Annotated in this window: 11 protein-coding genes; 1 reads left to right on the top strand and 10 read right to left on the bottom strand. The window is 68.8% G+C overall.

The annotated features are described in order from the left end of the window. Positions 1 to 14: 14 nt before the first annotated feature. The 10 genes from KY5_RS26505 to KY5_RS26460 form a co-directional block, all read right to left on the bottom strand. Positions 15 to 713, bottom strand: a complete 699-nt coding sequence (locus KY5_RS26505) for a hypothetical protein (protein WP_098244576.1) — start codon at positions 711 to 713, stop codon at positions 15 to 17. Further along, positions 706 to 1,245, bottom strand: a complete 540-nt coding sequence (locus KY5_RS26500; RefSeq protein WP_098244575.1) for a SigE family RNA polymerase sigma factor — start codon at positions 1,243 to 1,245, stop codon at positions 706 to 708. Before KY5_RS26500 ends, KY5_RS26505 begins: the two co-directional genes overlap by 8 nt. Before the next feature lie 79 nt (positions 1,246 to 1,324). After that, entirely contained in the window at positions 1,325 to 1,777 is a 453-nt protein-coding gene (locus KY5_RS26495; RefSeq protein WP_098244574.1) for a GNAT family N-acetyltransferase, read from the bottom strand. A gap of 101 nt (positions 1,778 to 1,878) precedes the next feature. Then, a complete protein-coding gene (locus KY5_RS26490; protein ID WP_098244573.1) occupies positions 1,879 to 3,033 on the bottom strand; it encodes an ABC transporter ATP-binding protein in 1,155 nt (384 codons plus the stop codon). Continuing rightward, on the bottom strand, positions 3,026 to 4,087 hold the full coding sequence (locus KY5_RS26485) for an ABC transporter ATP-binding protein (RefSeq protein ID WP_098244572.1): 1,062 nt from the start codon (positions 4,085 to 4,087) through the stop codon (positions 3,026 to 3,028). Before KY5_RS26485 ends, KY5_RS26490 begins: the two co-directional genes overlap by 8 nt. A gap of 11 nt (positions 4,088 to 4,098) precedes the next feature. Next, positions 4,099 to 5,061 carry an ABC transporter permease gene (locus KY5_RS26480; RefSeq protein ID WP_098244571.1) on the bottom strand — a complete coding sequence of 321 codons (963 nt, stop codon included), beginning with the start codon at positions 5,059 to 5,061 and terminating at the stop codon, positions 4,099 to 4,101. Continuing rightward, positions 5,054 to 5,983, bottom strand: a complete 930-nt coding sequence (locus KY5_RS26475) for an ABC transporter permease (protein WP_098244570.1) — start codon at positions 5,981 to 5,983, stop codon at positions 5,054 to 5,056. The genes KY5_RS26480 and KY5_RS26475 overlap by 8 nt, the downstream gene beginning before the upstream one ends. Positions 5,984 to 6,064: 81 nt before the next feature. Further along, positions 6,065 to 7,690 (bottom strand): peptide ABC transporter substrate-binding protein, encoded by a 1,626-nt coding sequence (locus KY5_RS26470; RefSeq protein WP_098244569.1) that lies wholly within the window; start codon positions 7,688 to 7,690, stop codon positions 6,065 to 6,067. 560 nt (positions 7,691 to 8,250) lie between these two features. Then, positions 8,251 to 10,125 carry a translational GTPase TypA gene (gene typA, locus KY5_RS26465; RefSeq protein ID WP_098244568.1) on the bottom strand — a complete coding sequence of 625 codons (1,875 nt, stop codon included), beginning with the start codon at positions 10,123 to 10,125 and terminating at the stop codon, positions 8,251 to 8,253. A 335-nt stretch (positions 10,126 to 10,460) separates the two neighbouring features. Beyond that, positions 10,461 to 12,827, bottom strand: coding sequence for an ABC transporter family substrate-binding protein (locus KY5_RS26460; RefSeq protein WP_098244567.1), 2,367 nt, complete (start codon positions 12,825 to 12,827; stop codon positions 10,461 to 10,463). 356 nt (positions 12,828 to 13,183) lie between these two features. Between KY5_RS26460 and KY5_RS26455 the strand changes: the two genes are divergently transcribed. Then, complete coding sequence (locus KY5_RS26455; protein ID WP_098244566.1) at positions 13,184 to 13,486, top strand: hypothetical protein; 303 nt, start codon at positions 13,184 to 13,186, stop codon at positions 13,484 to 13,486. Positions 13,487 to 13,491 lie beyond the last annotated feature (5 nt).

Here is a 13,491-nt window from a genome sequence, read left to right as displayed (position 1 = left end):
GAGCCGGGCCACCCTCAGGACGACCGGTCGAAGTCGTCCACCGTCTCCACCACCGAGACCCACGTGCGCCCGTGCTCCAGGTACACGCGCAGGTGGGACCTCGGGCCCGTACCCGTGCCCGTGTAGTACGCGTCCGCGCCCTTCCCGCGCCGCTCCATGCCGCAGTCGCCGAGGACGTTGCGCAGGTGGCGGACGACCGCGTCGGTGTCGGTGGCCGAGCGGAACTCCGCGTAGCGGTGACGGGCGGCGGCGTTCTCGTCGCCCCGGTACATGCGGGTGAAGCGGCTCTGGTCGGGCTCCTTCCCCCCTCCGGTGGGCGTGCAGCCGACGTCGTCGATGCCGACCTTCCCCAGGGGCAGGTCCACGTCGCCGCCGCGGTCCCGCTCCTGCCAGTGCCACGTTCCGTACAGCGGCAGCTCCTTGGCCCGCAGCAGGTGCACGACACCGTCCTTCTTGTACGGGGTGTCGCCCTGTCCGTACGAACGCGAGGGCCCCGCCGGACGCACGTCTCTGCCCCCGTCCCCGCCCCCGGGCCCCGCCGCCCACACCACCGCGCCCGCCACGACCGCGACCGCCGCCGCGGACAGCGCCACGCGACGCCTGGTCTGCCGCCTGCCGCCCCTGGCCCGCAGCTCCGCGCCGTCCGGCATGCGCAGCGGAACGTCGTCGAGCAGCTCCTCGACCCGGGCCTGCCGCCCCCTGATCTCAGCCATGGTTCGCCGCCCCTTCCGTGCGGAACGCCGTCGTGTCGGTGAGGCGTTCGCCCAATACCTTGCGGGCCCGGCTCAGCCGGGTGCGGACGGCGCCGTTGGAGGCGCCGGTCTCCCGTGCGACCTGCTCCACGGGGAGGTCGAGGAGGTGGTGCAGGACCACCACTTGCCGCTGCTGGGGCGGGAGTTGACGCAGAGCCTCCACCAACGCCACCCGATCGGCGGACAGTTCGGGGACGTCGTCGCCGGGCCCGTGCTTGAACTGCGCGCGCACCCGGTTCCGCGTACGCCGCCAGGTGCTGATGGCAAGCCGGGACGCCACCGTCCGCACCCACGGCAGCGGATCCCCCTCCCAGGTGAGCCGCTCCCACCGCTGCCACGCCCGTACGTACGCCTCCTGCACCGCGTCCTCCGCCTCCGCCAGGTCGCCGGTCATCGCGTAGACCGTGGCGACCAGGCGTTTGGCCGTGGCGGCGTAGAACGCGTCGAAGTCGGCGCCCTGTCCCCGCTCTGCCTCTTCGGACCGCGTCGTCATCGTCCCCCGTCCATCCCTCGTCCGGCGCGCGCCTCCGCCCGCCGCTTCTGACTCATACACGCCGGGCGGACGCGGGATGTTACAGACGACTTCCCGGCACCGGGTCGGAGGCGAGCCTGGCGTGCAGCTCCACGTCGTACCGCACCCCGTCGTACGCGAGCTTCTGCCGCTGCACCCCCTCCACGGCGAACCCTGCGGCGCGGGCCACGCCGCACGAGGCGGGATTGTCGGTGCGGTGGCCCAGCTCCAGGCGGAACAGGCCGAGTTCGGTGAAGGCCCAGCGGGCGAGCGCCGCGCAGCCGCGTACCGCCACGCCCCCGCCGCGGGCGCGCGGCACCGTCCAGTACGACACCCAGCCGGTGCCGTGCGCGCGGTTGACCGCCCCCACCGCGACCTGGCCGAGGGGCCGGTCCCCGGCATCCACGACGGCGAAGGCGTACGCCGAGTCCACCGCGCGCTCCGCCTCGCGCCGGGCGATCCAGCGGCCCGCCGCCTCCGCCGAGTCGACGGGCTCGTCCGCCTGGCGCTCCATCAGCGGCGCGCGGAAGGCGGCGAGGACCGCGGGCGGAACGGGAAGCGCCCGGGACCGATCAGGTCCCGGGCGCTCCCCGTCAGGTACGGCTGGGTCGTGCGCTAGCCGACCAGCACCGCCTTCTCCTCGGCGAAGTGGCACGCCGACTCGTGCGCCGCGGGCGTGTCCTGCCCCGCGAACCGCTGCGGGATCGCGAGCAGCGGGACCTCCTTCGCGCACTTGTCCTCCGCCTTCCAGCAGCGGGTGCGGAAGCGGCAGCCGGAGGGCGGGTTCGCCGGGGACGGCACGTCACCGGTGAGGATGATGCGCTCGCGGCCCTCACGAGCCTCCGGGTCCGGCACCGGCACCGCGGAGAGCAGCGCCTGCGTGTACGGATGCGTCGGGTGCTCGTAGATCTGCTCGTCCGAGCCGATCTCCGCCATCTTGCCGAGGTACATCACGCCCACGCGGTCCGAGATGTGCCGGACGATCGACAGGTCGTGCGCGATGAAGAGGTAGGAGAGGTTGAACTCGTCCTGGAGCTTCTCCATCAGGTTGATGACCTGGGCCTGGACGGAGACGTCCAGGGCCGAGACCGGCTCGTCGCAGATGATGATCTCGGGGTTGAGGGCCAGACCGCGCGCGATGCCGATGCGCTGGCGCTGACCGCCCGAGAACTGGTGCGGGTAGCGGTTGATGTACTCCGGGTTCAGGCCCACCACGTCCAGGAGGTCCTGGACCTTCTGGCGGCGCGAGCCCTTGGGAGCCACCTCGGGGTGGATCTCGAAGGGCTCCCCGATGATGTCGCCCACCGTCATGCGGGGGTTCAGGGACGTGTACGGGTCCTGGAACACCATCTGGATGTTGCGGCGGACGGCCTTCAGCGCGCGCCCGGACAGCTTGGTGATGTCCTGGCCCTTGTAGAAGACCTCACCGGCGGTGGCCCGCTCCAGGGTCATCAGGAGCTTGGCGACCGTGGACTTGCCACAGCCGGACTCGCCCACGATGCCCAGCGTCTCGCCCTGGTACAGGTCGAACGAGATGCCGTCGACGGCCTTGACGGCGCCGACCTGCTTCTTGATGAGGATTCCCTGCGTGAGCGGGAAGTGCTTCACCAGGTTGCGGACCTGGAGGATCGGCTCGCCGCGCTCGACCGGCGCCTCGATGGCCGCGACGGCCTCCTCGGCGGTGGCCGCGTCGACCGTCTCCACCTCGGAGACGTTGGGCGTCGCGTCCTGCGGCTCGTCGGCCTTCGAGAGCTTCTTCGGCTCAGCCATGGATCGTCTCCTTCCAGAAGTGGCAGGCGCTGCCGCGGCCGGCCAGCTCCGCGCCGTCCTGCTCGGTGACCGGCACCAGGGCCGGGATCTCCGTACGGCAGATGTCCTGCGCCTTGGGGCAGCGCGGGTTGAACGCGCAACCGCCGGGGATCTTGAGCAGGTTGGGCGGCAGGCCCTTGATCGCGTAGAGCTCGTGGCCCTTCTGGTCAAGGCGCGGGATCGAGTCGAGCAGACCCCGGGTGTAGGGGTGCGCCGGGCGCTTGTACAGCTCGTGCACCGGCGCCGTCTCGACGATCCGACCCGCGTACATGACCGCGATCTTGTCCGCGACGTCGGCGACGACGCCGAGGTCGTGGGTGATCAGGATCAGGCCCATGTTGTACTCGCGCTGGAGCTCCGCGAGCAGATCCATGACCTGCGCCTGGACCGTCACGTCGAGGGCCGTGGTGGGCTCGTCGGCGATGATCAGGTCCGGCTCCAGGGCGAGCGCCATCGCGATCATGATGCGCTGGCGCATGCCGCCGGAGAACTGGTGCGGGTAGTCGTTCACCCGCTCCTTGGCGGCCGGGATCTTGACCTTGTCCATCAGCTCGATGGCCTTGGCCTTGGCCTGCTTGCGGCTCGCGCCCTCGTGCACGCGGAACATCTCGCCGAGCTGGTAGCCCACCGAGAGAACCGGGTTCAGGGAGCTCAGCGCGTCCTGGAAGATCATGGCGATCTTGCGGCCGCGGGTCTTCCTGCGCTCCTCGTTGGACATCTTCAGCATGTCCTGGCCGCGGAAGAGGATCTCGCCCTGCGGGATCTTTCCCGGCGGCATGTCGAGGATGCCCATGATGGCCTGGGCCGTGACCGACTTGCCGGAGCCCGACTCACCGAGAACGGCGAGCGTCTCGCCCGCGTCCACGCTGTAGTTGACGCCGTTGACGGCCTTGACCACACCGTCTCGGGTGTGGAACTCGACGTGCAGGTCCTTCACGTCCAGGAGCCTGCCGCTCCGCTCCTCGCCCGAGCGGGGGGCGGGGATCGAGTCTTCCTTGATGTCGATGCTGGTCATGTACGCCTCCCTCAGCGCAGCTTCGGGTCGAGGGCTTCGCGTACGGCGTCACCCATCATGATGAACGCCAGCACCGTGATACTCAGCATTCCTGCTGGGAAGAACAGCGTGTGCGGGTTGTTCCGGATGTCCTGCGTGGCGTCGGAGATGTCGCCACCCCACGAGATGGCACCGTCGCCGAGGCCGAGGCCCAGGTACGACAGGGTCGACTCGGCGACGATGTACGTGCCGAGGGAGATGGTCGCGACGACGATCACCGGGGCGATGGCGTTCGGCAGGATGTGGCGGAAGAGGATCCGCTTGGTTCCCGCGCCGAGGGCGCGTGCCGCCACCACGTAGTCCGCGTGCTTCGTCGTGATCACCGCGCCGCGCATCACGCGGGCGATCTGCGTCCAGCCCAGGAAGGCCAGGGCGCCCATCACGACCCAGACGGTGCGGTCGGTGAAGGCGTTCAGGACGACCATCGCGCCGAGCAGGAACGGGATGCCGAAGAACACGTCGATGAGACGCGAGATGAGGCTGTCCCAGAAACCGCCGAAGTAACCGGCGAGCATGCCGCACAGGCCACCGAACAGGGTGACGAGGGCAGTCACGCCGACGCCGACCAGGATGGAGTTGCGCGCACCGTGCACCACGCGGGCGTAGATGCTGCGGCCCGTCCTGTCGTAACCGAACCAGTCCGCCTGGAAGAAGTGCCCGAGGTTCGGCTTGCCGAGGAAGTGGTTGACCTGGTCGCCGGTCTCCGGATTCGTGCTGGTGAACATGCCGGGGAAGGCCGCCACCAGAAGCAGGATCAGGATCAGGACCGCGGAGATCACGAAGAGCGGATTGCGCCGCAGCTCGCGCCACGCGTCGCCCCAGAGGCTGCGCGGCTTGCCCGAAGAGGCCTTGGCCGAGACCGAGGTACCCGCCACGACTTCGTCCTGCGCCGCGGCTGTCTCGTCCGTCGTGGAGGTCTTGGTGAGGTCAGGCATAACGGATCCTCGGGTCCAGGACCGCGTAAAGCAGGTCGACGATCAGGCTGGCTACGAGGTACACGAGCACCAGGACGGTGACGATGCCCACGATGACTGCACCCTCACGGCGCGCCAGCGCTTGGAAGAGCAGGTTGCCGACGCCCGTCACGTTGAAGATGCCCTCGGTGATGACCGCGCCGCCCATCAGGGCGCCGACGTCCGTACCGAGGTAGGTGACCACGGGGATCAGCGAGTTGCGCAGCAGGTGCCGGGTGATGATGCGCTGGCGCGGCAGGCCCTTGGCGACCGCGGTGCGCATGTAGTCGGCCTGGCGGTTCTCGGCGATGGACGTACGGGTCAGGCGCGCCACGTAGGCGAGACCGACCATGCCGAGCACCAGGGCGGGCACGAGCAGCTGCCCCATGTTCTCGGAGTCCTGAACCGTGGGTGTGATCCACCCCAGCTCGTTGCCGAAGAACAGCTGGCAGAGCAGGCCGACCACGAAGATCGGGACGGAGATCACCAGGAGCGTGAAGAGGGTGACCGTGTTGTCGACGAACCGACCGCGCCGGATGCCCGCGAGGACACCGAGGGTGATGCCGACGATGAGTTCGAACGTCCAGGCCATCGAGGCCAGTCTCATGGAGACCGGGAAGGCCTGGGTGATCTCGTCGAGCACCGGTCGGTTGCCGGCGATGGTGTTGCCGAAGTCTCCCTGCAGCAAACCGCCCATGTAATGCAGATACTGCTGCCACAGCGGCAGATCCAGACCACGGTCGTGCCGGATCTGCGCCACCTGGGTGGGGTCCGGCGGCTTGTCCCCCCACAGCGCCCGTACGGGATCGCCGGGGAGCACGTTGACCATGATGAAGATCAGCAGGGTTGTCCCGATGAAGACCGGGATCATCTGGAGCAGTCGCCGTGCGACGTAGCGCCCCATTGGTGCCTCCGTCCAATCCGGAGCCGTCCGAAGCGACGCCCGGGGTACCCGGGCGTCGCTTCGGGAACGGACCTCCGTCGACTACTTCTCGAAGACCTCGATGTCGGACAGGACGGGGTCACCGGCCTGGTCGAACACCACGTTCTTCACGTTCTTGGAGTGCGCGGAAAGCGTCTTGTTGTACCAGAGCGGAATGCCCGGGAAGCTGTCCCGCAGGGACTCCTCGGCCTTCTGGTAGAGCGCCGCGGACTCGTCGATCGTCTTGGCCGCGTCGGCCTTCTTGGTCAGCTCGTCGAACTTCTTGTTCGAGAAGCCGCCCTTGTTGCCGTCGACGCCGGTGCCGTAGAGGTCGGCGAGGAAGTTGCCGTTGAACGGGTAGTCGAGCACCCAGCCCGACCGGTACATCGCCTTGACCTGCTTCTTGTCCCGCACCTCGGTGTCGGCCTGGAAGTCGGTCTTCGGGTCGCCGACGCACTTGACGCCGGTGGACTTGGTGATGGAGTTGCACACCGCCGTGACCCAGCCCTTGTGCGGCTGGTCGGCGTTGTACTGGATCGAGATCTTGTTGCCGGGAACGCCGCCGCCGTCCTTGACGAACTGCTTGGCCTTCTTCGGGTCGAACTTGCAGTACTCGCCACAGGCGCCGGCCTTGTAGCCCTTGACGCCCTTGGCGACCCAGCCCGAGGCGGACTCACGCGTACCGGCGAAGGTGGTCTTCGCGATGGTGTCGCGGTCGATCGCCATCGACAGGCCCTGGATGACCTTGACGTCCATGTCCTTGAACGTCTTGCTGTAGAAGGCCGGGTTGACCGTGTTGATCGCCGAGAAGTCCTGCTCGATGGCGCGGTCGCCGAAGTCCTGCTTGAAGTTGGCGAGCTCGCTGTCCGGGATCAGCGGCATCGTGTCGACGTTGTCCGAGCGCAGGTCGTTGTACGCGGCCTGCGGCGTCGTGTACGCCTTGAAGTCGATGCCGCCGTTCTTCGGCTTGTCCTCGCCCTTGTAGCCGGACCAGGCGTCGACCTTGATCGACTTCTTGTGGTCCCAGCTCTTGAACTTGTAGGGACCGTTGCCGACCGGGGCCTCGCCGTACTTCTTCGGGTCCTTCAGCGCGGCCGAGGGCATCGGGTAGAAGGGCTTGTAGACCAGCTTGTACGCGTAGTACGGGATGCCGGAGTTCAGCGTGATGGTGAAGGTGTTCTCGTCGACGACCTTCAGACCGGACATGGCCTTCTTCTTGGCCTTGCCCTTCGCCGGGTGGACGTCGTCGTAGCCGACGATGTCGCGGTACCAGGAGCTGTTCTGCTGGCCGTTGGCCGGGTCGGCGGCCCAGTTCCAGGCGTCGACGTACGACTTGGCGGTGACGGCCTCGCCGTTGTGGAACTTCCAGCCCGGCTTCAGCTTGACGGTCCACACCTTGTTCGCCTTGTCGGGCTTGACCGACTCGGCGTTCTCATAGGTGATGTTGCCCTGCTTGTCGTAGTACACCAGGCCCGTGAAGAGGGCGTCGATGACGACGCTGCCGTACGCCTCCATGGTGTTGGACGGCTGCAGAGCGTTCTGCGGCTCACCGTTGGCGTAGCTGACGATCCCCTTGGGGTCGACCTTGCCGCTGCCCTTGCTGTCACTGTCGCCGCCGCCACAGGCGGTGGCAGTCAGCGCCACAACACCGGCTATCGCGACCCACTTGGCGCTCTTGGCACCACGCATGGGGTTCCTCCTCATGAGTCCACTTGTTCACTACAAGAGGGGGTACGAGAAATCCCGCCGACACCCCTGACGGCGAAGATCGTGTACCCCAGTGTGCTCGTGAGTCGGCGCTCCCCACAGCGCGTGACCCATTGACCCGAGCTATACGCGGTCAACTATTAGCCATGAGGTACCGCCCGACCACACCCTTTTGGTCTCGGTTCAATCACACCTGGCACGTACAACTTCCAAAATCCGGACAAACCGATCCGAGATAGATGGTTGCGAAACGGACGTGTTACACATCTAACGGTCAGTGACGTCCGCATAGCGGACGTTCGGTGCCCGAAATCCGGTTGCTGAGAGACACTTCGCGTCACCTTCGAGACCTGGAGTCGCCGAGGCGTCACCGGGTGGGCGGCGAGAAGCGCCACCGTACCGTCCCCGGCTACGCGAAAGGCCGGTTTCCCCCGCCCCCGCAGGAGCGTCGGAAACCGGCCTCTGAAGCCCGAACTGGCTGTGTGCCAGCCTCAGTTGTGCGGGGCCCGCAGCGGGCCCCCGTGCCCCCGGAGGGGCCCGCGTCAGCTGTGCTTGGCGCGCGAGGCGGTGCGGCCGCGCTGCTTCTGGTCCAGGACGACCTTGCGGATGCGCACGGTCTCCGGGGTCACCTCGATGCACTCGTCGTCGCGGCAGAACTCCAGGGACTGCTCCAGGGAGAGCTTGCGGGCGGGCACGACGTTCTCGGTCGTGTCCGCGGAAGCCGCACGCATGTTGGTGAGCTTCTTCTCCTTGGTGATGTTCACGTCCATGTCGTCGGCGCGCGAGTTCTCGCCGACGATCATGCCCTCGTACACCTCGGTGCCGGCCTCGGTGAAGATGACACCGCGCTCCTGGAGGTTGACCATCGCGAACGGCGTGACCGAACCCGAGCGGTCGGCGACCAGCGAGCCGTTGTGACGGGTGCGCAGCTCGCCGAACCACGGCTCGTGGCCCTCGAAGATCGAGTGCGCGATGCCGGTGCCGCGGGTCTGGGTCAGGAACTCCGTACGGAAGCCGATGAGGCCGCGCGACGGGACGATCCACTCCATGCGGATCCAGCCCGAACCGTGGTTCGTCATGGTCTCCATGCGGCCCTTGCGGGTCGCCATGAGCTGCGTGATGGCGCCGAGGTGCTCCTCGGGCGAGTCGATCGTCATGCGCTCGATCGGCTCGTGCGTCTTGCCGTCGACCTGCTTGGTGACGACCTCGGGCTTGCCGACGGTCAGCTCGAAGCCCTCGCGGCGCATCTGCTCGACCAGGATGGCGAGCGCGAGCTCACCACGGCCCTGGACCTCCCAGGCGTCGGGGCGCTCGGTGTCCAGGACGCGGAGCGAGACGTTACCGATCAGCTCCTTGTCCAGGCGGTCCTTCACCTGGCGGGCGGTGACCTTGTGGCCCTTGCCGCCCTTGCCGACCAGCGGCGAGGTGTTCGTACCGATGGTCATGGAGATCGCGGGCTCGTCGACCGTGATCAGCGGCAGCGCGATCGGGTTCTCGGGGTCGGCGAGGGTCTCGCCGATCATGATGTCCGAGATGCCGGCGATGGCGCAGATGTCACCGGGGCCGGCCTTCTCGGCGGGCTTGCGGGTGAGCGCCTCGGTCATCATCAGCTCGGTGATGCGGACGTTCTGCATCGTGCCGTCACGCTTGATCCACGTGACGGTCTGGCCCTTCTTCAGCTCGCCCTGCTCGACACGGCAGAGGGCGATGCGGCCGAGGAAGTTGTCCGCGTCGAGGTTGGTGACGTGGGCCTGGAGCGGGGCCTCCTCGTCGTACTCCGGAGCCGGGACGTGCTCCAGGATCGTCGAGAAGAACGGCTCCAGGTTGGTGCTGTCCGCTGGGACGGTGCCGTCCTCCGGCTTGGTCAGCGAGGCGATGCCGTCACGGCCGCAGGCGTAGACGATCGGGAACTCGATCTGGTCCTCGTCGGCGTCCAGGTCGAGGAAGAGGTCGTACGTCTCGTTGACGACCTCGTCGATCCGGGAGTCCGGGCGGTCGGTCTTGTTGATGCACAGGATGACCGGCATCCGGGCCTGGAGGGCCTTGCGGAGCACGAAGCGGGTCTGCGGCAGCGGACCCTCGGAGGCGTCGACGAGGAGGACGACCGCGTCCACCATCGACAGGCCGCGCTCGACCTCGCCACCGAAGTCGGCGTGGCCGGGGGTGTCGATGATGTTGATCGTGATGACGTCGCCGCCATCCTTGGGGTGGTACTTGACGGCCGTGTTCTTGGCCAGGATCGTGATGCCCTTCTCACGCTCCAGGTCGTTCGAGTCCATCATGCGGTCGTCGAGCGACTCAGCAGCATGCGCGGCGAAGGCACCGGCCTGCTTGAGCATGGCATCGACGATGGTCGTCTTGCCGTGGTCGACGTGGGCGACGATGGCGACGTTACGAATGTCATGGCGCGTGGGCATACGAGCTGCGCTTCTCCCGGGAAGAGTGGACGGCGGCGCGTACGGTCCGGTACGCGTGCCCTGCCGGGCAGACAACACGCCACGGCCTTACCCCAGTCTACGTGGCTCGCGCGGAGGCGGCCTCCGCGGGGGTCTGGGCGCCGTCTTCGACGGGGTGCGGGGAGCAGCTGGGGTGAAGGGGAAAAGCGCAGGTCAATGGGTAGGCACGACCTTGCCCGCCGGGGTGTGCGGCGGGCAAGGGAGTTGAGCGGAATCTGAGCGTCAGACGCGTGAAGACTCGGTGTACGCCGCTTTTCGGAAGGCGGTGTACGCCACTTTCCGGAAGGCGGTGTACGTCACTTCTCCGAGGGCTTCACCGACGGCTTGGCGCCCGGCTTCAGGAAGCCGATGTCCTCGAATTCCGGGGACTGGAAGCCGAAGGCTCCGGCGTTCGCGAGATTCGGCCTGGCCGCCACCAGCTGGGGGCGCTGGTAGAGGGGGATGGAGCCCGCCTCCGCCCAGATGCGGGCGTCGGCCTTCCTGACCAGGGAACGGGCGGTCTCCTCGTCGAGCTCCCCCGCCGCCTGGTCGAAGAGCTGGTCGATGTGGTCCGTGCCCACGCGCGTGTAGTTCTGCTCGACGTTCAGCGAGCCGTCCGCGGCCGGGACCGGCTTGGCGAAGATCGGGCGGGCGTCGGTGGCCGGGAAGGCGGAGGCGGGCCAGGAGTAGAGCGCCAGGTCGTACTGTCCTGACGCGATGTGGTCCTTGAAGTAGCTCTCGTCGGCGACCTTGGAGATCTCGGTGCGCACCCCGATCCGCTCCAGCATCCGCGTGATCCGGTCGGCCACCGCGCGCAGCGGCTCGGAGCCCTCCCCCGACGGGAGCACGAAGCGCAGCGTGAGCGGCTTGCCGTCCTTGGCGAGCGGTCCGCCGACCGCCGCGGGGGCCGCGGTGCCCCGGGGCGCGTAGGCGCCGGGGGCGCCGCCCTTGGCCTGGTCGTGGGAGCCGGTGTGGGAGCCGGTGTGGGACTTGGCCGCGGACTGCTTCTCGGCGTGCTGCTTGGCCTGGCCGCCCGGGTCCTTCTTCTTCTGTTCCTTCTCGGCCTCGCCGGGCAGGCCCAGCACGTCGGCCTGCCGGTTCAGCGCGGCCCGCTGGTAGGCGGCGGCGGGGGCCGGGGCGAGCACGGTGGTGCCGCTGTCGCCGGGCTTCCCGTCGTCCTCGCCGACGATGTACGTGCCGTCGTCCCCCGAAGTCTCGGAGTTCGAAGTCTCGGAGTTCGAAGCCTCGGAGTTCTCTGAGCCCTCGCCCTCGTCGGACTCGCGCGCCTTCTTCTTGCGGTCCGCCTCGCTGCCCGCGGTCTTGGCCTTCTTGTCCTTGAGCGGGGCGCCCGGCATCCAGCCCGCGTCCGCGAGCAGCGCCCTGGCCTCGGTGGTGTCCTGCTCACCGAGGGCCCCGCTGTTGTCGGCGTACGCCTGCTGCCCGGCCAGCGCGAGGTGGCTGCCGACCGGCTTCGCGGGCAGGCCGAGCGGCTTGAGCACGGTCTCGGCGAGCTGCTCCCTGTCCAGGGCGCGGGCCACCGCGCGGCGCACCCGGTCGTCCGCGAGCGGGCCCTCCGAGCCGTTGAGCGCCAGCTGGGTGTAGGCGGGCTCCAGGGACTTGCGGACCACGTAGCCGCGCAGGCCCGTCTGCTCCTTCGCGTACTTCTTGACGGCCTTGCGCGTCTTGGAGCGCGCCGCCGCCTCTGTCTCCGCGGCCTCCTCGTCGGAGCCGTGTGCGATCGCCCAGGAGCGCAGCGCCCTGCCCGGGGTGATCGTCGAGCCGGGGCCGTGCGCCAGTGGCCCCTGCGCGCCCTTGTCGCGGGCGGCCAGCGTGATGCGGTCCGCCTCCGCCGGGTCGATCTCCGCCAGGTCGACGTCGCCGTCGGCGAGCGCCTTGGCCCGCTCGTCGCGCGGCACCTCGCGCAGCACGAGCTTGTCCAGCTTGGCGGGCCTGCCCCACCAGCGCGGGTTGCGCGTCAGCGTCACGTCGCCCGCCTTGCGGTCGACGTCGGAGAGCGCGAAGGGTCCCGCGGTCACCTTGAGCTTGCGGCGCGCGCCGTCGTTGAAGCCGTCGGGGGTCCCCATGACCTGCTTGGGGTACAGCGGCGAGAACAGGGAGCGCCAGTCGGCGTACGGCTTGGCGAAGGTGACCCGCACCTCCAGGTTGTTCGCGCCGCGCTCGATCTTCTCGACGCGGTCGTAGCCCGCGTTCCGCGCCGTCCAGTACGCGGTGTCCTTGCCGGAGAGGGCCCGCCACTGCGCGGCGAAGTCGTCGGCGCCGATCTCCCGGCCGTCGCTCCAGACCGCCTGCTGGTTGAGCTTGTACAGGACGACCTGCTTGGGCTCGCTCTCCACGACCTCGGCCGACTCCAGGAAGTCGGGGTTGGCCTGCGCCCTGCCCTGCGCGTCGATCCTGAACAGCGAGGGCAGGACCGCGCCCGCGACCCGCGAGGTGCCCGGATCGGCGTCGGCCTGGAAGGAGTTGAGGGTCTCGGGCAGGGCGTCGACCGCCCACTTCACGGTTCCCCCGTCGGCGACCAGGTCCCGGGCCGCGGGTGCGACGTCCTGGCCCGCCGTCGGCCGTCCTGCCTCGTCGTTCGAGCTGCATCCGGCGAGGGCGGGCAGAGCCAGTACCCCCGTCGCGAGAAACACGACAGATCTGACTCTGACGCGGTCGTGGGACATGGCTGGTACCTCCGGGGTGCGGGGCTCGCCCGGCCGCCCGCTGCCAGGTCCGGGCCGGGTTTGATCACGTTTGGGGGTATATGGAGCTGATCACATCTATCGCCCCACTGAAGGGGACGGGATCGGTGGTGCGGCGGAGGCACGACGTGGGGGCGCGCAGATCCCACTCGTGCGGCCCAACGGCGCGGTCACCGGCGATCACTTTCGGTCCCTGTCGACGCGACCGGCGCGTGATCCGGCGCATTCACGGCCGTCGACCCGGCAATCGGTGCAGATCCCTTCACAAGCCGGGATGTGACGCGCGACACTCGCAGGCGCATGAGCGTTGCCACCGCACACCTGAAGTGAGGCAAGTGATGGCTCTGCACGATGAATTGACGGATCTTCAGCGCTGCGTCGACGACCTGGTCCGCACCGTCGGCAAGCTGGAGCGGCAGGCCGGTGACGAGCTGGCGGACAGCGTCGACGTACGCCGGGTGCGCACGGACACCGACCATCTGCGGGAGAGCGTCGCCCTGCTGCGCGCGGCCGCCCCCGTTCCCGGCGGGGCGCCACGCAGGCCGGACCTGGTGACGATCCCCGACACGCCGTACGACAGCGCTCTGTGGACGGACTCCGACGACGAGGGCCTGGGCGCCCGCGACCGCCGCGCGCCCTGAGCCAC

Source organism: Streptomyces formicae, assembly GCF_002556545.1.
Taxonomy (GTDB): domain Bacteria; phylum Actinomycetota; class Actinomycetes; order Streptomycetales; family Streptomycetaceae; genus Streptomyces; species Streptomyces formicae_A.
This window is presented reverse-complemented; position numbering and strand designations above follow the sequence as displayed.